The 17,886-nt window shown below is 69.5% G+C and carries 16 protein-coding genes; 6 read left to right on the forward strand and 10 right to left on the reverse strand.

All coding sequences use genetic code 11. The features are described 5' to 3' along the window. The first annotated feature begins 220 nt into the window (after positions 1-220). On the forward strand, positions 221-1,102 hold the full coding sequence (locus ACGFJ2_RS19215; protein ID WP_393469894.1) for a GNAT family N-acetyltransferase: 882 nt from the start codon (positions 221-223) through the stop codon (positions 1,100-1,102). A 56-nt stretch (positions 1,103-1,158) separates the two neighbouring features. Here the strand turns inward: ACGFJ2_RS19215 and ACGFJ2_RS19220 are convergent, their stop codons facing one another. Beyond that, positions 1,159-1,491, reverse strand: a complete 333-nt coding sequence (locus tag ACGFJ2_RS19220; protein WP_357947610.1) for an antibiotic biosynthesis monooxygenase family protein — start codon at positions 1,489-1,491, stop codon at positions 1,159-1,161. Between the two features lie 55 nt (positions 1,492-1,546). On the opposite strand from ACGFJ2_RS19220, the gene ACGFJ2_RS19225 reads away from it, so the two are divergent. Next, on the forward strand, positions 1,547-1,975 hold the full coding sequence (locus tag ACGFJ2_RS19225; protein ID WP_393469898.1) for a MarR family winged helix-turn-helix transcriptional regulator: 429 nt from the start codon (positions 1,547-1,549) through the stop codon (positions 1,973-1,975). 198 nt (positions 1,976-2,173) lie between these two features. Here ACGFJ2_RS19225 and ACGFJ2_RS19230 read toward each other — a convergent pair whose 3' ends face one another. Then, the gene (locus ACGFJ2_RS19230; protein WP_393469901.1) at positions 2,174-2,770 is read right to left on the reverse strand and encodes a TetR/AcrR family transcriptional regulator; all 597 of its coding nucleotides are present in this window, start codon (positions 2,768-2,770) and stop codon (positions 2,174-2,176) included. 92 nt (positions 2,771-2,862) lie between these two features. Here ACGFJ2_RS19230 and ACGFJ2_RS19235 point away from each other — a divergent pair, with 92 nt between their 5' ends. Continuing rightward, positions 2,863-4,089, forward strand: a complete 1,227-nt coding sequence (locus tag ACGFJ2_RS19235; RefSeq protein ID WP_393469904.1) for an amidohydrolase family protein — start codon at positions 2,863-2,865, stop codon at positions 4,087-4,089. Further along, the gene (locus ACGFJ2_RS19240) at positions 4,086-4,940 is read left to right on the forward strand and encodes an alpha/beta hydrolase (protein WP_393469907.1); all 855 of its coding nucleotides are present in this window, start codon (positions 4,086-4,088) and stop codon (positions 4,938-4,940) included. Before ACGFJ2_RS19235 ends, ACGFJ2_RS19240 begins: the two co-directional genes overlap by 4 nt. Before the next feature lie 568 nt (positions 4,941-5,508). Here the strand turns inward: ACGFJ2_RS19240 and ACGFJ2_RS19245 are convergent. Continuing rightward, positions 5,509-6,423: an NAD(P)-dependent oxidoreductase gene (locus ACGFJ2_RS19245; RefSeq protein WP_393469910.1), complete on the reverse strand. Its 915-nt coding sequence runs from the start codon at positions 6,421-6,423 to the stop codon at positions 5,509-5,511. An 87-nt stretch (positions 6,424-6,510) separates the two neighbouring features. Here ACGFJ2_RS19245 and ACGFJ2_RS19250 point away from each other — a divergent pair, with 87 nt between their 5' ends. Further along, the gene (locus tag ACGFJ2_RS19250) at positions 6,511-10,203 is read left to right on the forward strand and encodes a BTAD domain-containing putative transcriptional regulator (protein WP_393469913.1); all 3,693 of its coding nucleotides are present in this window, start codon (positions 6,511-6,513) and stop codon (positions 10,201-10,203) included. 61 nt (positions 10,204-10,264) lie between these two features. Then, positions 10,265-11,437 (forward strand): FAD-dependent monooxygenase, encoded by a 1,173-nt coding sequence (locus tag ACGFJ2_RS19255; protein WP_393469916.1) that lies wholly within the window; start codon positions 10,265-10,267, stop codon positions 11,435-11,437. Between the two features lie 63 nt (positions 11,438-11,500). Here the strand turns inward: ACGFJ2_RS19255 and ACGFJ2_RS19260 are convergent, their stop codons facing one another. The 7 genes from ACGFJ2_RS19260 to ACGFJ2_RS19290 form a co-directional block, all read right to left on the reverse strand. Then, positions 11,501-12,283, reverse strand: a complete 783-nt coding sequence (locus tag ACGFJ2_RS19260) for a hypothetical protein (protein WP_357947586.1) — start codon at positions 12,281-12,283, stop codon at positions 11,501-11,503. 10 nt (positions 12,284-12,293) lie between these two features. Next, complete coding sequence (locus ACGFJ2_RS19265) at positions 12,294-12,887, reverse strand: matrixin family metalloprotease (RefSeq protein ID WP_357947583.1); 594 nt, start codon at positions 12,885-12,887, stop codon at positions 12,294-12,296. 113 nt (positions 12,888-13,000) lie between these two features. Further along, positions 13,001-14,020: a hypothetical protein gene (locus tag ACGFJ2_RS19270; protein WP_393469920.1), complete on the reverse strand. Its 1,020-nt coding sequence runs from the start codon at positions 14,018-14,020 to the stop codon at positions 13,001-13,003. Then, positions 14,017-14,397, reverse strand: coding sequence for a hypothetical protein (locus ACGFJ2_RS19275; RefSeq protein ID WP_358174158.1), 381 nt, complete (start codon positions 14,395-14,397; stop codon positions 14,017-14,019). The genes ACGFJ2_RS19270 and ACGFJ2_RS19275 overlap by 4 nt, the downstream gene beginning before the upstream one ends. 156 nt (positions 14,398-14,553) lie before the next feature. After that, the gene (locus ACGFJ2_RS19280; protein WP_393469923.1) at positions 14,554-15,819 is read right to left on the reverse strand and encodes an alpha/beta fold hydrolase; all 1,266 of its coding nucleotides are present in this window, start codon (positions 15,817-15,819) and stop codon (positions 14,554-14,556) included. Between the two features lie 57 nt (positions 15,820-15,876). Further along, positions 15,877-16,842 (reverse strand): aldo/keto reductase, encoded by a 966-nt coding sequence (locus ACGFJ2_RS19285; RefSeq protein ID WP_393469925.1) that lies wholly within the window; start codon positions 16,840-16,842, stop codon positions 15,877-15,879. A gap of 169 nt (positions 16,843-17,011) precedes the next feature. Continuing rightward, positions 17,012-17,806 carry an AraC family transcriptional regulator gene (locus tag ACGFJ2_RS19290; protein ID WP_357947568.1) on the reverse strand — a complete coding sequence of 265 codons (795 nt, stop codon included), beginning with the start codon at positions 17,804-17,806 and terminating at the stop codon, positions 17,012-17,014. Between the last annotated feature and the right edge of the window lie 80 nt (positions 17,807-17,886).

Below are 17,886 nucleotides of genomic sequence, written 5' to 3' on the forward strand. Positions count from 1 at the left end.
AACTGCTCAGGTCTGGGACGACACCTTCTGAGCCGGCGGTGGCACGATCGGTCGACGTGAGCCGATCTACTGCACGATGATCGCGTCCGCTATAGTCTGCCGATCCCGTCGGATGTCGAGGCCGTACTTGCAGGAGGTGTGCAGCAGATGCGCAGGACCGTTCAGCGGCAAGGCCGCAGCTCTGCTATCACCCACCACCTCCCCTCAAGCCGGAGACATCGTGTCGATTCGCATCACCCCTCTTATTGACCCCAAGCTCACCTCATCCAGCCGGCGCCTCGCCTGGCTGGCCACCCGATCCACCGGCGTTCCCGTCGGGTCGGCTTTTCTGCGCCTGTTCACCAGGGCGGGCCAGGATCATCTGGCCGAGCTCGATCTCCACGTCCACCCGGCCGAACAGCGCGTCGGTGTTGGTTCTCTCCTGTTGACGGCCGCGCTGGCCGCGGCCCGCGATGAGGGCCGACGCTCCGTCATCGCGGAAGCAGAGCCTGGCTCGCCGGGAGAGGCCTTCCTGTCGGCACACGACTTCCGCAAAGTGCTGACCCTGACCTACACGCGACTGCCACTGGCGCAGGCCGACCTCGCCGGCCTTCGGGAGATCGTCAGCAGCCCGCACCTCGGGTACCGGTTGGTCGCGTGGGACGGGATGGTGCCCGACGAACTGGCTGATACGTTCGCCGCGGCCCGCCGCGCCATGGACGACATGCCGATGGACGACACCGACTACAGCAGCGTGCATTGGGACGTCGACCGCGTACGGGAGGCGGTGCGAACGATCGAGAACCGAGGCGATCTGCTCCACACCGTGGCTGCCGTCGCCGAGTCGGACGGTTCCATCGTCGGCTTCACCGAATTGGTCGTCCCGGGAGACGGCAAGGGCGATGCCCAGCACTACGGCACCGGCGTGCTGCCGGAACATCGCGGGCACGGCCTGGCCCGCTGGATGAAGGCCGAGGCCATCCGGCAGGCCCGCGAGCGCTATCCGTACCTCGATGGCCTGTTGACCGACACGGCCGACAGCAACCGTCCGATGCGCGCCATCAATGACGCGCTCGGCTACATGCCGACCCATCAGAGGGTGACACTCCAGCTCGCCCTGTAGCGGAGCCGTAGCGGACGAGCGTCTGTTCGTCGCTGTTGTTTCGGACCGTGACGTGCTCAGCGGTGATGCACTGATGCGACGGCGTACAAGTGGGGGTCGAATCCGTCTGCCAGGGCGGCGGCCTGGCGCATGTGCACCTGAGCGGCTGGGGTGCCGAGCATGGCCTGGAATGCCTCCGCGGTCTCCCACTGGGCGTAGTTGACCACCCTGGTGCCGTCGTCGCTGGCGTGGATGTTGGCGGCGACGAATCCGGGGAGGTGCTGCATGACCTCCTCGGTGGCGGTGACCAGCAGGTCGACGAGCTCGCGCTGACGGTCGGCCTGGACGGTGAAGACATTGATCAGGGTCGCCACCGGGGCGTCGACGGTGATGGTGGTGGTCGCGGGCACGGCTTCTCCTCATGTCAGGTTCCTTACACGGAGGATTATGTGTAAGGTTCCTGTCATGAGTCAAATGGATGTCCGTCAGCGCGTCGGCTATCTGGTCAAGCAGGTGAGCCAGGCCTTCCGCGGCGCGTGTGAGGAGCGTCTGCGCGAGATGGGCCTGTCCATGTCCCAGTACGCGGTGCTGCGGGCACTGGCCGACGCGCCCGGCGCCCCGGCCGCCGAACTGGCCCGACGCACCTTTGTCACCCGGCAGTCCCTGCGAGACGTGCTCGCCGGGCTCACTCGGGCCGGGCTGGTCTCCGTCGCCACGCAACCGACCTCAGGTCGAGCCCTGCCGGTCACCCTCACCGATGCGGGTCAATCCCTGCTCGACCACGCCCACAGGGTTGTGCTCGACGTGGAGGAACGCATGATCACCGACCTCCCGCCAGGCGAGGTGGAACAGCTGGCCTCCCTGCTCACCGCCTGCGCACGAAACCTGGCCTGACACCGCCGCCGGCACAAAGCGCAAATCGGTCTGTGTATTCATGCAGGCCGATTTAAGGATCTGCGTCAGTGGTGAGCACCTCCGCCCACACCGCTTTACCGCCAAGGCCATCGTATGGTCTGCGTAGCGGGGATGTGTTCGTGTCCTACCGGACTACCGGGACCCCGGCTCACGTGGTGGTGAAAGGCGGCTACCTGCTCAAGGCCCCGGACTTGTGCGCGGCACGGATCGCCCCTTGCTCATGCGCAGGATCAAGGCAACCGCGTCCTCCGAGTGGACTGCTGAAGTCAGAACCTCCTGCAAGAGCAGGCCACGAATCGCGGCAATGGTGACGGTGGCCACATCCCGCGCTTCCTTCGTGTCGAGCCCTTCGCGTTCCGCGAGAGAGGCCAGCATGTTGGTCAGGTCGTCGAGCGAGTCGATGAACTCACGAAAGTCCTCTGGGCTGTACGCGGCCAGTCCGACGACGTAGAAGAAGCCGCGGGCACGCGGCAGCTGCTCTGGCCGGGTGTAAGTACGCCAGATCGCCACAACGAAATCGTCGAAGGTGCCCTGCTGGGCGGCCGCCAAAAGTGCCTCGTTGTCACGGGATCGCTGCGCCTTGAGCATGGTGGCCAAGACGCCCGAGAGTGACCCGAAGTGGTATCGCAACAGGGCGTGGCTGGTCTCGATCCGGGCGGCGATCTCACGGAGCGACATCTCCGGCGAGGGAAGGGCCTCGCCGAAGGCGTCGAGAAGCCGTGCCAGGAGTCGCTCGCGCGCGCTGCCCTTGCGTTCCGAGGTTGACAGGATCACTCCCACAGTTTATCCATTGGAAAAGAAAGATTGGCGGTTCCGTGTTGCTTCGCACATGGTCGCAGTCAGCTCGCAACGGCGGAGGATCGACTATGGGACCTGCTCATGTAGTCGGCGCGGCGGTCATCGACGGATCGGGGCGCGATCCCAGCAACCTCGACATCACCATCGAGAACGGCCGCATCACCCAACTCGGTGCCTCCAGCGCGCACGGCGAGCGTCTCGATGCCGAGGGATTGACGATGACGCCCGGCCTGATCGACGCTCACGTCCACCTGGGCCTGTCGAGCCCGATCCAGCCGCACTTCTCGTTTCAGATAAGCGCCGCCGAGATCGCGGCGGACATCTTCGCCACGGCCGGCGCGACGCTCGACGCCGGCTTCACCACCGTTCGCGACACCGGCGGGATCGACGGCGGTGTCGTCACCGCGATCGCGAAGGGCAAGGTCAGAGGGCCGCGCGTCCTGTCGTGCGGACCTGTTCAGTGCCAGATCGGCGGGCACGGCTACTACGGAGCCGAATGGGAACCCACCGAGCTGTGGAGCAGCCACCACATCGCGGGCCTGTGCGCCCTCTCCATGATGGCGGGCAACGCGGACGAGCTGCGACACAACGTCCGCGAAGCCTTCCGCCGCGGAGCCTCCTTCCTGAAGCTCTGCGTGACCGGCGGAGTGGTGGGCGCACATGATCGACTGACCGACACCCAGTTCACCGTCGAAGAGATCGCTGTTGCAGTTCAAGAAGCTGCGGCACGGAACACCTATGTGACAGTTCACGCCCACAACAACGAGGGCATACGAAATGCGGTCGAGGCCGGGGTGCGCTGTGTCGAGCACGGCACTAGCCTCGACGAATCCACAGCGACCATGATGGCCGCTCGCGAGGTTGCCCTCGTGCCCACCTTCGCTGTCGTCGAGCAACTGCTGCACGACACCGCCGGAGCAGGTCTCGCCGAGTCGACCCGCGACCGAGCCAAGGGCGCACGCGAGCAGATGACGAAGGCGCTCGCTGTCGCCAAGCACGCAGGAGTACGGATCGGGCTGGGTTCCGATCTCATCGGTCCGGCCCAGGACCGTCGCGGCAAAGAACTCAGCCTGCGCGCAGCCCTCGAGACGCCGATGGAAGCGCTCGTGGCGGCGACCCAGACCAACGCCGAGATCCTCCGCCTGTCCGGCCAGGTGGGTGTCATCACTCCCGGCGCGCAGGCAGACCTCGTTCTTTGGAACGGCAACCCGCTCGAAGACCCAGAACTGTTCTCCGACCCCACCAACGCCGTCCTCGTAATCCAGGCCGGCCAAATCGTAAAGGACCTCAGATGAGCACCATGTGGCAGGGCTGCCTCGCCCACACCGACTACTTTGAGGTGCGCTCCAGCGGTGGGCACGACTACGGCGTCTGGGTCACCACGCCACCGCGCTACGACCCTGCCGCGGCGCAAGCGCCTGTCGTGTACGTGCTCGACGGCAACTGGGCCGTGGGCATGACCGCCCCACTCATCGTCACGCAACTGGACCCCATGCAGTCGATTCAGCCCTACGTCCAAGTCAGCGTGGGTTACGCAGGCGAGGAAGCAGAGCACTGGGAGCGGTTGCGCAACCGCGACCTCGTGCCCCCCGGCGAACCCATCGCGAAGGAGTACATCGATGCGATGGAGATGGGGGTCGAAGCGGGCACGATGACTCGCGAGCAAGCCGACGCCTACCTCGCTGAATTGAGCGACAGCCGCGGGGATATGTTCCTGAACTTCCTTACCGACGATCTACACCCGCGGATCGAACGCGACTACGGCACTGCCCCGAGCGGTCACGGCCTCTTCGGCTATTCCTACGGCGGACTCTTCAGTCTCTACGCCTGGCTCACCAATAGCACCTTCTTCGAGAGCATCGGCGCGGGCAGCCCCGGCATTGTCAATGCAGACAGTCAGGTCTTCGCTCGTCTTCAAGCAATGGGTGACACCCTGCCTGCTACCAAGCTTCACGTGACCTTCAACGACCGAGAGATCCTCGGAGACGTGGCGGTCTACCAGAATCTCGCGAAGAACGCGGCCACGTTCCTTCACCGCCTCACCTCACGCAGCGGATCCGTCACCAGCGCACTCATGCACGAAACGCACGTGACTGGGCTGCAGGCCTCGTTCCTCAGCTACCTCAGGACCTGCCGTGCCCTGTAAGCGCGAACGCCGCGGTTTGTGCAACCGCCGCGCTGGGTGGCCGCACTCCTCGTCAGTGCCATCTTGAATCCCTGTGCCACCATGTTTCCCTCACCCAACAGTCAGCCGAATCCTGCGCTGACCTAGGCGGAACATCCCTTCAGGGTCATGACGGCGATGATGGCCGCGGGCCTCTGCGAACTGGCTGTTCGGCGGCGAGGACGGTACCGATGGGAAGGGATGCAGCTCGCTGCGATGACGCCAAAGGAGTTGTTTCCGGCGGGCTGAATCCGCGACGGCAGTCGAGTGCACCGGTCCGCGACGGCGCGGACGTCGCCGGCGCGGTCGAGGAACAGCTCCGCGGTGGCGAAGACGATGGGATCGGTGTTCAGGAGCCGGCCCACCATCGAGTCGAGCTGGCCCGGAAGCCAAGACGGACGGGGAGGCCGGCGAGTAGCCGGTAGACCTGAGTTCCCGAACTCGACAACCGGCCGGAACATCGGCATGGTGTCAGCGACCCGGGCCGCCTGTACCGCGCCCCGGTAGGACAACGTCACCTCGGCGAGTGTGGGTACCGCAGGTCCCACTCTCACGACGACGTGGTGTCCGTTACCTGTGTTGTCGAGCAGCCGTGCGCCGCGCCATGCAGCGCGGTCGGCAACTCGGGGCAGCGGCGCCGGGCCGGTTCGGTGGTGACCAGAACTCCGCGGGTCGGCCCCACCGCGACCACCGCCTGAAGGTTCCTACAAAGCAGGCTGAGCCCGGCGCGTGCGGGCCTGGCGCACATGTGACCGCATTGCCGGCGGCCTGGACCACCGCGGTGCCGCCCGCCGCGGCCAGAGCCACCAATGCCTCTTCCAGCATCCTTGCCCCCTCGCTCGCACATCCGGCCCTGGGACCGTACCGCCGCCTCGGCGCACGTGGAACGGCTACGCCGAAAGAGGTCTGTCCACGGCTGTGCCCAGCTCGCCGGACTGGTCGTCGACCTGGCGGACTGAACCGCTGCGAGCTCGGCGGCGCATGAGGCCCCACCGACGGAGGTGAACGTCACGACCGAGATCTGAACCGGGCCGTACACCCACCTGGCCAGCCCGAACAGCGGTGAGTCGACCGGCAGCGGTTCGGGGTCGGTGACGTCGAGGATCGCGCTGAGCCGCCCGCTCACGCATTCGGCGGTGAGCGCGCCGGTGTCGATCAGGCTGCCTCGGGCGGTGTTGATGACCGTGGCGTGGTCGGGAAGCAGCGCGAGGCGGTCGGCGTTCAGCAGGTTCCGGGTCTCGGGCAGCGACGGCGCGTGCAGGGGCACGATGTCGCTGCGGTGCAGCAGGTCGGGCAGCGGAACGAGGGTCGTGCCGAGGGCCTGGGCGTCCGCCTCGGTGGCGTAGGGGTCGCTCGCGAGCACGGTGAGGTCGAAGGACCGCAGCAGGTGTGCCACCCGCCGGCCGGTATGCGACAGGCCGACGATGCCGACGACGCGACCGTAGTTGGACCGACCACCCCCCACAACTGCTTGGCTGCGACGCAGGTCAGAGACGGGTTCGTTGTTTTTCCGCGATTGCTACCGGGACCCCCAGCCATGAGGAGCGAAACCATGAGCATCCCGACCTTCCGTACGGCAGCCGTCCGCACCCCGACCGGACCCGACTCGATTGAGATCATCGACGTTCCCGTCGTCGAGCCCGGGCCCGGTGAGGTCCGGGTCATGATCGCCGCCGCGTCGGTCAATCCCGTCGACCTCGCGGTCGCCCGCGGCCTCTTCCATGCCATGGGGCTGGTCAACCAGCCCGAGCACACCGGCCTGGGCTGGGACTTCTCCGGGACTGTCGTCGCGACCGGCCGCGGCGTGGACCTGAGGGCCGGCACGCCGGTCGCCGGCCTGGTGGACGGCTTCGACCGCGACTTCGGCACCTACGCCGAACAGCTCGTCGTGCGGGCCGCCGGCGTCGCCGTCGTTCCCGGCGGGCTGGACTTGATCGCGGCGTCGACGGTACCGCTCAACGGGCTGGCCGCCGCCCAGATCATCGATCTCCTTGGTGACGCACCCAGCGACGGCGACCAGTTGCTGGTGACCGGGGCGGCCGGGGCGGTCGGGGGGTACGTCGTCTCGCTCGCGCGGGACCGCGGCTGGCAGGTGACCGGTCTGGCCAGAGCCGAGGACGAGGAGTTCATCGAATGGGACAGAATCGGTGCCGTGCAGTTCGGGATCCTTGGGTCGCTTGAGGTGCGGACGGCCGCCGGTGAAGCGGTCGCCGTGGGTGGGCCGCGCCCTCGGGCGCTGCTCGCGTTGCTGCTGCTCGACGCCGGGCAGCTGGTCAGCGTGGAGCGGCTCATCGACGGTCAGTACGGCGACGACCCGCCCGCCGGGGCGGCCAACGCCATCCAGGCTCACGTCTCCCGGCTGCGCCGGAATCTGCCGGCCGGGTTGGTGGAGTTCCACGGCGCCGGTTATCGGCTGGCGGTGGAGGCGGAGGACATCGACGCGCACCGGTTCGAGCGGCTGGCCCGGGACGGGCGGAGGCTGCTGGCGGCGGGGCAGCACGAGTCGGCCGCGCGGGTGCTGAGGGAGGCGCTGGCCCTGTGGCGGGGGCCCGCGCTGGCCGATGTGGCCGACGCGCCGTTCGCCGCGCCGCAGGTGGCGCGGCTGGAGGAGGCGCGGCTCACGGCCAGGGAGGATCTGGCGGAGGCCGAGCTGGCCCTGCCCGGCGGGACCTCGGTCGCCGAGTTGCGCGAGCTGGTGGCGGCCCATCCGCTGCGCGAGCGGCCGCGCGGTCAGCTCATGCGGGCGCTGCACGCCTCCGGGCAGCAGGCCGCCGCGTTGGCGGTCTACGACGAGGTACGGCGGCTGCTGGCCGACGAGCTGGGGGCCGATCCCGCTCCTGAGCTGGCGGCCCTGCACCTGGCGATCCTGCGTGGCGAGGAACGGCGGGAGCAGGCTCCCCGGCGGCGGGTGCCCGTGCCGCTCAACCGGCTCGTCGGCCGGGAGGAGGAGCTGGCCAGGATCGTCGCGCTCGGCGACGCCCGGCTGATCACCATCGTCGGCCCCGGGGGCATGGGCAAGACGCGGCTCGCCGTCGAGGCCGTCCACCGGGCGGGTCCGGGGCGAGAGGCGGGGTTCGCCGATCTGTCGTCGGTCGACGACGGGCTTCAGGTGGCCCCGGCCGTACTGGGCGCGTTAGGGCTGCGCGAGGCCGGGTTGCAGGTGCCCGCGCTGGACCGTCCCGACCCGGTCGACCGGCTCGTCTCCGCCCTCGCCGACCAGCCGGCGCTGCTCGTGCTGGACAACTGCGAGCACGTGGTGGCCGCCGCCGCCGAACTGGTCCGGCGGCTGCTGGACGCCTGCCCCGGCGTCGCGATCATGGCGACCAGCCGGGAGCCGCTCGGGCTCACCGGCGAGATGCTGGTCCCCCTCGCGCCGCTCGCCGTGCCGCCGCCGGGCATCGATCCCGCCGAGGCCCTTACCTATCCGGCCGTACGGCTGTTCGCCGAGCGGGCCGCCGCCGTCCGGCCCGGGTTCAGCGCCGATCCCGAGGTCATGGAGGTCTGCGCGGGGATCTGCGCCACGCTGGACGGTCTGCCGCTGGCCATCGAGCTGGCGGCGGCGCGGCTGCGTACGTTCACCCCGGCGGAGATCGCCGACCGCCTGAACGAGCACGGCCGCTTCAAGCTGCTCTCCCGCGGCGACCGTACGGCGGCGGCCAGGCACCGCACCCTCCACGCGGTGGTCGAGTGGAGCTGGAGCCTGCTCACCCCACAGGAGCAGGAGGTGGCGAGGCGATTCTCGGTGTTCGCGGGGGGAGCGTCGCTGGAGGCGGCCGAGTTCGTCTGCGGTGACGGCGACGTGCTGGCCGACCTGGTCGACAAATCGCTCATCGAGGCCGACGGCGGGCGCTACAGGATGCTGGACACGATCCGCCTGTTCTGCGCCGAGCGGCTGACCGAGGCGGGAGAGCAGCGGCGGACCCGCGACGCGCACGCCGCCTGGTTCCTCGATCTGGCCCGGCGGGCCGACCCGTGGCTGCGGCGGGCCGAACAGCTCGACTGGCTGGCCAGGCTCTCCGCCGAGTACGACAACCTGCGGGCCGCGCTCCGGCACACCGTCGAGGACGATCCGGAGACGGCGTCGCGGCTGGTCGCGGCCCTGTCGGTGTACTCGTGGCTGAGCGGGCGGCGCGAACAGATCGCCTCGTCCGCGATGCGGCTGCTCCATCTGATGGGTGACGAGCCGGTCGCGGGGCTGGAAGAGGAGTACGTCATGTGCGTGCTGCAGGCCGTACCGGAGGTGTCCCCCGAGCGGTGGGCGCGGGCCGTGGACATCATGACGACGCTGGACGGCGAGTTGCGGCACCCGTTCCTGGCCGTGCTGTGGGGCATGACGGCGGGCCCGGCAGACGCGGTGTCCACCCGGCGCCGCGGGCGACTGCTCGGCTCCGACCCGTGGAGCCGGGCCGTGTCCATGCTGGGAGAAGGGCTGATCCTCCTGCACGACGGCCAGGTGGCCGAGGGTGAGCAGCGGCTGGAGGAGACGCTGACCCGCTTTCGCGCCCTCGGCGAGCGCTGGGGGATGGCGCAGAGCCACGAATGGCTGGCGATGATCGCGAGCCGGCGCGGCGACTGGGCGGCCGCCAGGCGGCTCTGGGGCCAGGCCGTGGACCTGAACGGCCAGCTCGGCGCGGCGGACGAGCTGGTGGACGTGCTGTGCCGCAGGGCGGCGGGGCTGACGCGGGAAGGCGACCTGGACGGGGCCCGCGCCGATCTCGAACGCGCCACCGAGCTGGCCCGCCGGACGGGCATGTCGCGCGGGCTGCCGTTGCTGAACATGGCGTGGGGCGACCTGGCGCGGTTCTCCGGTCAGTACGACGAGGCGCGGGCCCGCTACACCGCCGTGCTGGACGCCGCCGTTCCCGGCTCGTACGCGACCGAGGGCATGAGGCCATTCGCCTGTACCGCGCTGGGCCGGCTGGCCGCGGCCGAGGGAGATCTCACCGAGGCCAGGCGCAGGCACGGGGAGGCGCTGGAACTGGCGCGCACGGTGGTGCCGACGGACGCGGCCGAGATCGCCGAGGGCCACGCGGGGCTGGCGCTGCTCGACGGAGCGGCTGAGCGGGCGGCGTACCTGCTGGGCGTGGGGGTGGCGCTGCGCGGTACGACCGTCGCGGGTGATCGGGACGTCGCCATGGTCGCCGCGGCGGCGACCGAGCGGCTGGGCGCGGACGTGTTCGCCGCCCACTTCGCCACGGGAGCCGCGCTGAGCGGCGACGAGGCGCTGTCAGTCCTCGTCGGTTAAGGGGACGCACTGTCAGCCGGTTGTCCTCAGGGTGTCAGCGCGCCCCGCGAGAGTCGGGGACATGCAGAACACCAACGTCCTCATCTCCGGTGCCAGCGTCGGCGGCCCCGCCCTCGGCTACTGGCTCGCCCGCTACGGCTTCCGCGTCACGATCGTCGAGAAGGCCCCCGGCCTGCGCCCCGGCGGCCAGGCCGTCGACTTCAAGGGTGAGGTCCACATGACGGTCCTGCGCCGCATGGGCATCCTGGACGACGTGCGCCGCCTGCAGACCGGCGGTACCGACCAGGCCTTCGTCGACGCGCGCGGCCGGACGCTCGCGGTGATGCCCGGCGAGTTCAGCGGCGGCGAGCTGGAGATCCACCGCGGCGACCTGGCCCGCCTGCTCTACGACAGGAGTGTCGAAGCCGGCTGCGAGTACGTCTTCGGCGACTCGATCACCTCACTCACCGAGACCCCGGGCGGGGTGCACGCCACCTTCGAGCGCTCCGCGCCCCGCACGTTCGACCTGGTGATCGGGGCCGACGGCATCCACTCGAACGTCCGGCGGCTGGTCTTCGGCCCCGAGTCGGACTACGTCGAGTTCCTCGGCCACTACTACGCCCTGGCCGAGGTGCCCGAGCGGTTCGGCGCGAACGCGAAGATGTACAACGAGCCAGGCAGGATGGTCGCCGCCGGCGGTCCCAAGGCGTCGGCCTTCTTCGTCTTCGCCGCCCCGCGCCTCGACTACGACCGCTACGACACCGAGGCGATGAAGCGGGTCGTCCTCGACGCCTACGCCGGGATGGGGTGGCGGACGCCCGAGATCCTGGACGCGGTGCGCCGCACCGGCGACTTCTACCTCGACTCGATCAGCCGGGTGAAGATCGACCGGTACTCCCAGGGGCGGGTGGCGCTGCTGGGTGACGCGGCCTACGCCAACACGCTGGGCGGGTTCGGGTCAGGGCTGGCGCTGGTGGGGGCGTACGTGCTGGCGGGTGAGCTGGCGGCGGCCAACGGCGACCACCGGGTGGCGTTCCGGCGGTACGAGGAGGGCTTCCGCGAGTACGCCAAGGTCTCGGAGAAGGGCAACGCCGGTCCGTGGCTGGCGCCTCCGTCGAAGGGGCGGATCCGGATGCGCAACTGGATGTTCAAGGCGAGCTTCATGCTCAAGCTCATGATGAAGATGGCGGACGACTTCGCCGAGAACATCACCCTGAAGGATTACCCGTCGCTGGTCCGCGACCTGGCCAGGTGAGCGGGCGCGGCGGTGAGAGCACGGCTGAGGGCCCCGTCGGGGGCCTCTCAGCCGTGGCATCCGTCAGCAGGCGGCCTTGTCTGTCGCCGTGCCCTTCTCGCAGGCCGACTCCTGGGCCCGGCCGCGGAGCTGCGCCAGCGGGGAGTCCCCGGTGGACCTGAGCTGCGCCTGCCGGCCGTCGGTACCCAGGAGCTGGGCGGCACGGTCCTCGTCCGCGAGGGGGGCGACGAGCGCCGCCCCCGGCTTCTCCTCGACGAACACCCCCTGGCCGATCGGGAGCTGCACGGACGCCTGGTACGCCTGCGCCTGCGGCGACGCGGCCCGCCGCTTGACCCGGTCCAGGGCGTTGTCCACGTAGAACAGGCCGCGGCCGGCCGTGCCGATCGACTGGCGCAGGCCGTCGAGCGTTGTGCCGGTGGGCTGCTCGACCCGGAGCCGGATCTGTCCCCCGGTGTACCCGCGGCCGAGCTTGCCGGCGAGGACCTTGTCCACCTTGACCACGACGCTGGCCCAGCGGATCGCGGCCTCTTGGCTCTCGTATGGCACGACCCGCGGCGTCAGCGAGTCGTCGTCCGAGGCGTACGCGATGCCCGGCTCTACGCCGACGACCGTGCCCTCCACCAGCGCGGCGGCCGGGCGGAACGCGCCGGACGGCCGGGCGCCGGGGGTGATGTCCTCCAGGGAGTCGAAGAGGTACTGGCCCGTCCCACCCGCGTCCGTGTGGAGCTGGGACCAGAACGAGCGCTGCGGCTGCTGACCGGCCTGCGGGGCGGCCTGCTGGGCGCATCCGGTCAGCGCGGCGGTGGCGCAGGCGGCGACGGCCGTGAGGAGTTTGAGGTTTCGCATCGCCGGTCTCCTAGTAGCGGCCGTTGATGTGGGCGACATCATGCGCGCTGTATTTGATGATCTTGTGCGCTCCGGTCTTCAGGCACGACGTCGACTCGGTGGAGTGGTCGAGCCCGACCGTGTGCCCGACCTCGTGACAGGCCAGGGCCTGCCGCTGGGTCGCGGTCATCCAGTCGATGTCGGCCAGATCGTAGCGGACCTCGTACTGGTCGCAACGCCACGGCTGGCTGCTGTCGGCCGGGGCGACGGTCTTGACGCACTTCGAGTACGCGAACAGGTTGTAGCCCGTGCTGGAGCCGTCCCAGTCGAGGCCCCAGTGGTCGACGTAGTACTGGTCGAAGGACTCGACGTCGGTGCTCGGGTCCGCGGTGGTGTCGTGGGCCACGGTCATGTCAGTCTGGGAGTCCAGGTTGAGCAGAGCGGCTTTCACGGCGGTCCTGGTACGGGTCTCCAGGGACGCGTAGTTGTACCAGTGCTTGCCGTTGTCGGCGAAGGGGCAGCAGCCGTTGGCGCTGCCGAAGCCGTTGGCGCTGGCCGGAGGCGCGGCGGTAGTGGTGATCGCGGCCGCGAGGATGATCGCTGGCAGGAGCTTTCGGTATGACATGTCATCCGTAAATTGAGGGTAAAGGACGTCCGGATATCCTGCCGGGTGCTTGAGAGGGGATCAACTCGGGTCATCCCTTCGCCGCACAGCACCGGCTGAATGGCTGGTGGGACTCAGCGGCCGAACTTCCAGCCCGGCGGGAAGATGAGCGCCCGCAGGCCGTGTCCCTCCACCTTGCTCGCCCACTCCTCCGGCGTCGTCATGATCTCGCCGTCGCCGTCCAGGGCGCTCTTGACCGGCGTGTAGCCGAACCCCGAGCCGAACAGCCGCGCCACCAGCTCGCCGCCCCGCGTGGCGGGACCGGGCAGGCCCAGCTTGGCCACGTCGTAGCCGAGGATGTAGCCGGTGTTCCCGGCGACGATCCCGCCGAACTCCCTGGTGTTCTCGCCCGCCGACCTCGTCGGCCGGCCGTGGGCGGCGTCGCTCGCCGCGTCCAGCGTGAGCGCACCGGCGGCGTAGGCGGGGCCGTCGATGGCGGCGTAGTTGAGCGTGGTCAGCACGTACTTCGGCAGGCAGATCTGCAGGATCCGGCCGACGTTGACGCCGAAGACGGCCTTGACCGTCTGGGCCAGCTTCACCAGCCGCGCCATCTGGGCGGCGGCCATCGCCTGCGCCACGCCGTACAACATGGTCGTGAACGGCTGGAAGCAGACCAGCCACAGGAGCTGCACGATCGCCTTGTCCAGCTCGGCGAGCTGCTTGCGCACCCCTTCCACCAGGTCGGCGTACGCGTCGCAGCCGGCGGCGAGCACCCGGCAGTCCTTGGCGAACGCGGCGGGGAAGCCCATGATCCGCAGGATGTAGAGCTGGGCGAAGGCGTCCACTCCCTGACCGCCGTTGTTGTTCCACACCGAGGCGGCGGCGCTGTCGGCCATCCCGGCGACGCCGCCGGTGTGGCCGTGCGGGGGAGGCTGCTCCGGGCCGTTCAGGTCGTCGGCCAGCTCGCGGAAGGCGGCGGCCGCCTTGCGCAGCTCCGCCGGGTCGATCTCCGGCGCGGTGACGCCGGCGTAGACGCGCAGGGCGACCATCGTCCCGGCTGAGGCCAGCAGCAGGGTCGTCATCAGGCTGGCGGGTGACAGGACCCTGGCCCCGCTCAAGGCCGTCGGCGACAGCATCGGCCTGAGGGGGATCACGGGGTGCCCTCCACCGGCCAGGTGTAGACCGGCACGTCCGCGATCTTGATGTCGTCGGCTATGCCCCAGTCGACGGTGGCCACATTGCGGCGCATGGTCAGGATGCCGTCGGCGATGTCCCCGTACACGGCCGCGAAGTCCTCGATCATGCGGAGCATCTCGTCGCGCTTCGGCTTGTACCACTCGACGAACGCCTTGTCGGCCGGCTCGTTCACCGGCCAGCCACCCAGTGCGCTCAGCGCATCGGCGGCCTTCCCGACGGCCCGCCGCACCGCCGCGGACGCGTCGTCGAAGGCGGGCGCCGCGTGCTTCCTGAGCTGATCGTGATCGATGTCGAGGGGCGGCCGCGACGGCCCCTCAGAAGGGGCTTCTGCCATCGGTCACCGTTAATCGCGAGGACGGAGTCGTCATGTGATCATGCTCACGGTCTGATATGTCCGAAGTGTCTCTCTGTCGTCACGATCACATCTACGCTTTTCCGACATTCGGCGTTCACCGGATGTTCGCCCGGGAACGCCGGGTCAGAACTCGCATCAAGGGATCTCAACGGCGGCGAACCGGGCGCCGATCCAGGCGAGGATGTCGGGCATGGCGCCGTCGTCGATGCCCATCGCAGTGCCGTACGTGTCATGTTCGAGACCGTCGTACACGCGGTAGGTGATGTGCGAGCCTGTGGCGCGGAGGCGGGCGGCGACCTGGGCATTGATCGGCTCAGGGGTCACGGTGTCGGCACCGCCTTGCAGGAACAGCACCGGGCCGACGACGCGCTTGCGGCCGAGGCTGTTGTCGCGCAGGTATCGGGTGAAGCGCGGGTCGCCGGAGTAGCCCGGTTGGACCAGTGCCGGACCGGTCAGATCTCCGTAGACCGCGGTGGCCACGCCCAGGCAACCGTTCCGGGCGGCGTCCTGGCGGGACAGGGCGGCGGGGGTCAGGAGACGTCCGATGTCGATCTTCGGATCGCTGTAGGCGGCGCCCTGCGCGAGCAGCGGGGCGAACCCGCCGTACGGGACGGTCGTGGCCACGTGGGCGGCCAGCGCGGGCAGGTCGGCGGCGGGCGAGGTGACGACCACGCCCCGGTAGCCCGGCTCGGGGCGTGTCCCCTGGCGTTCGGCGAAGCCGAGTGCGGCGCCGCCGCCCTGGGAGTGGCCCCACAGCACCCAGTCGCCCGACAGGTCCGGAACCGCCTGGCGCGCGGACCGCACCGCCCCGGCGATGTCCTCCGCCTCGGCGGTCTTGTTCACCAGTTCCGGACGGCCGGTCGTGCCCAGGCCCGCGTAGTCCGGGGCGACGACCGCGTACCCCCGCTCCAGGAAGCGGACCATCTGGTTGCCGTGGTACAGGTCGCGCATCAGCGACGGCGCGCAGTCCGCGGCGATGCCGCTGGCGCCGTGCGCGTCCACGACCACCTTCCAGCCGCCCGCCGGGCGCGGGCGGTCCTGCGGCACCAGGACGACGCCGGAGACCGCCACGTCCCGGCCCCGGGAGGTACGGGAGTGATACAGCACGCGGACGGCCTTGACCGGCTTGTTCTCCACCACGTAGTCGGAGGTGGCCGCCGCGCGGATCAGGGTTCCGCTCGGCGCCCACGGCAGTGGGTCGGGAGCGTCGTAGAAGGGGGTACGAGGCAGGGCGTTCTGCCGCTGGGCGGTCCAGGCCCAGTCGATCTGGCAGGCCTGGTCGCAGGTGTCTGCGTTCGCTCGCGGGCCCGTGGCGGGCGCGGTGGCCAGGACGGCGCCGACCGCGATGACCGCCGAGAGCCGGCGAGCTCCGGCCAGGAAGGCATGACGAATAGACCTCATGGGAGGCTCCTGTTTCAAAAGGGGTGGCTCAGCCGCCGATCCGGCCCGGCGGCGCGCTTATCCGACGGGGCGGCCGTCGACCAGCTTTCCGCTGGGTCCGTAGACGAAGTCGGTGGTGGTGTCCATGATGAACTCCATCGGGAAGCCCAGGTCGATCGAGGCGGCCTGCTCCAGCCGCTGCACCGCCTCTTCTGGCAGTTCCAGGTCGATGGCGGCGAGGTTGTCGGTCAGCTGGTCCAGGGTGCGGGCGCCCAGGATCGGGTGGATCCAGGGCCGGTGCGCCCGCGTCCACGCGATGGCGACCTGCGAGGAGGAGACACCGAGCTCGTCGGCCACGGCGTCCACCGTGCGCGCGATGCTCAGGTCACGTTCGGAGATGGTGGCGCGGTCGACCCGGGACGGACCGTCGGCACCGGACCGGGTGAACTTGCCGGACAGGACGCCGCCGGCCAGGGGCGACCATGCGGCCACCGACAGCTCCAGAGCGGCGGCCATGGGCAGCAACTCGCGCTCGATGTCGCGTTTGACCAGGCTGTAGGGCAGCTGGAGGCCGGCGAACGGCGTCCAGCCGCGGAACTCGGCGATGGTGTTCGCGCGGGAGATCAGCCAGGCGGGCGCGTCGGAGATTCCGACATACAGCACCTTCCCGGCCCGTACGAGATCGTCCAGAGCCCGCATGGTCTCCTCGATGGGTGTGCTGGGGTCCCAGATGTGCACCCACAGCAGGTCGATGTAGTCGGTGCCCAGCCGGCGCAGGCTGGCCTCGACCGAACGGACCAGGTTCTTGCGGTGGTTGCCGCCGGCGTTGGGGTCGGTGCCGTCCATGGTCAGGGTGTACTTCGTGGACAGCACGAAGCGGTCGCGGTCGGTGCCGAGCAGTTCCCCGACGATCTGCTCGCTGCTGCCCTCGGTGTAGCGGTTGGCGGTGTCGATCACGTTCCCGCCGGCTTCGGCATAGGCGGCGAACATCTTGCGGCACTCCTCGGTGGAGGCGCCCCATCCCCAGTCCTGCCCGAAGGTCATCGTGCCAAGGAACGCCTCAGACACCCTCAAACCGGTGCGACCAAGCAGTCGGTACCGCATCACATAATCTCCTTCACATTCGCGCCAAGTTGGCGACGCGAAGGAACCTATCGACCGTGATCGGCATCCGTATTGCACGTTCTTGCCCCGCCACTTGCCCTGCCCGGGGTCAGCGCGAGGTCCAGGTCGTGCCTCGATAGGTCGACTGATATATGGCCGGGGTCATCCCATAGGCTCGCGCGAACACCCGGGTCAGGTGGGGTTGGTCGTGGAATCCCGTCTCGTACGCGACCTCGGCGATCCCCGCGCCGCGCCGGAGCAACTCCCTGGCCCGATCCAGCCGGAGACGCAGGTGCAGCTTGTGCGGCGGCAGACCGAACCGCGCCGTGCACGCGCGGACGAGCCGATACTTGCTGAGGTCCGCGATCGCGCTGAGTTCGTCCAGCGTCACGTTGCGGGAGAGGTTCGCCCGCAGATACTCGCGTACGAGTTCGGGGGCCCGCTGCCTGGTGTCCCTCCCGCCCTCGGGATCGTAGGCGTGCCGAGCCAGCGCGGCGACGAACTCCAGCACCCCCGTCTCCTGCCGCAGCGCCGAACCGGCTTGCCCCGGCGGCAGGTAGAGAGAGCTGTGTACGGACCGGAAGCGGTCGGCCAGCCCGCCGTCCCGGATCACCGGGTCCCCGTAGCGCACGGCGTCAGGCGCGGCGACCTCGGCGATCAAGGATGGTGACACGCACATGATCTGCCAGTGCGCCGACCCGGGATCATCCGGCTGCCCGGAATGGGCGTCATCCGGATGGAGAGCGAGTAATTGGCCGGGAGCGGCGTGGAATGTCGTGCCGCGTCTGCGTACGGTGAAACCGGAGTCGAGCACGAGAACCACTTTGAGCTCTTCATGGACGTTGCCGCTGTAGGACTGCGCCTGCCCATCCACGACCACGACGTCCGGCACGTCCTCGGACACCCGTGGGACTTCTAACTGAGCCACACCTGACACGGCCACAACCTTAGTCAACGGCACTTTGATCGCAGGATCCTCAGGTT

The sequence above is a fragment of the Nonomuraea sp. NPDC049028 genome, from assembly GCF_043197735.1.
Taxonomy (GTDB): domain Bacteria; phylum Actinomycetota; class Actinomycetes; order Streptosporangiales; family Streptosporangiaceae; genus Nonomuraea.

What these genes read in the sequence shown, in the direction of transcription:
- ACGFJ2_RS19225 (WP_393469898.1), top strand. Translation starts at nt 1,547, where the DNA reads ATGAGTCAAATGGATGTCCGTCAGCGCGTCGGCTATCTGGTCAAGCAG.
- ACGFJ2_RS19235 (WP_393469904.1), top strand. Translation starts at nt 2,863, where the DNA reads ATGGGACCTGCTCATGTAGTCGGCGCGGCGGTCATCGACGGATCGGGG.
- ACGFJ2_RS19240 (WP_393469907.1), top strand. Translation starts at nt 4,086, where the DNA reads ATGAGCACCATGTGGCAGGGCTGCCTCGCCCACACCGACTACTTTGAG.
- ACGFJ2_RS19250 (WP_393469913.1), top strand. Translation starts at nt 6,511, where the DNA reads ATGAGCATCCCGACCTTCCGTACGGCAGCCGTCCGCACCCCGACCGGA.
- ACGFJ2_RS19255 (WP_393469916.1), top strand. Translation starts at nt 10,265, where the DNA reads ATGCAGAACACCAACGTCCTCATCTCCGGTGCCAGCGTCGGCGGCCCC.
- ACGFJ2_RS19260 (WP_357947586.1), bottom strand. Translation starts at nt 12,283, where the DNA reads ATGCGAAACCTCAAACTCCTCACGGCCGTCGCCGCCTGCGCCACCGCC.
- ACGFJ2_RS19265 (WP_357947583.1), bottom strand. Translation starts at nt 12,887, where the DNA reads ATGTCATACCGAAAGCTCCTGCCAGCGATCATCCTCGCGGCCGCGATC.
- ACGFJ2_RS19275 (WP_358174158.1), bottom strand. Translation starts at nt 14,397, where the DNA reads ATGGCAGAAGCCCCTTCTGAGGGGCCGTCGCGGCCGCCCCTCGACATC.
- ACGFJ2_RS19280 (WP_393469923.1), bottom strand. Translation starts at nt 15,819, where the DNA reads ATGAGGTCTATTCGTCATGCCTTCCTGGCCGGAGCTCGCCGGCTCTCG.
- ACGFJ2_RS19285 (WP_393469925.1), bottom strand. Translation starts at nt 16,842, where the DNA reads ATGACCTTCGGGCAGGACTGGGGATGGGGCGCCTCCACCGAGGAGTGC.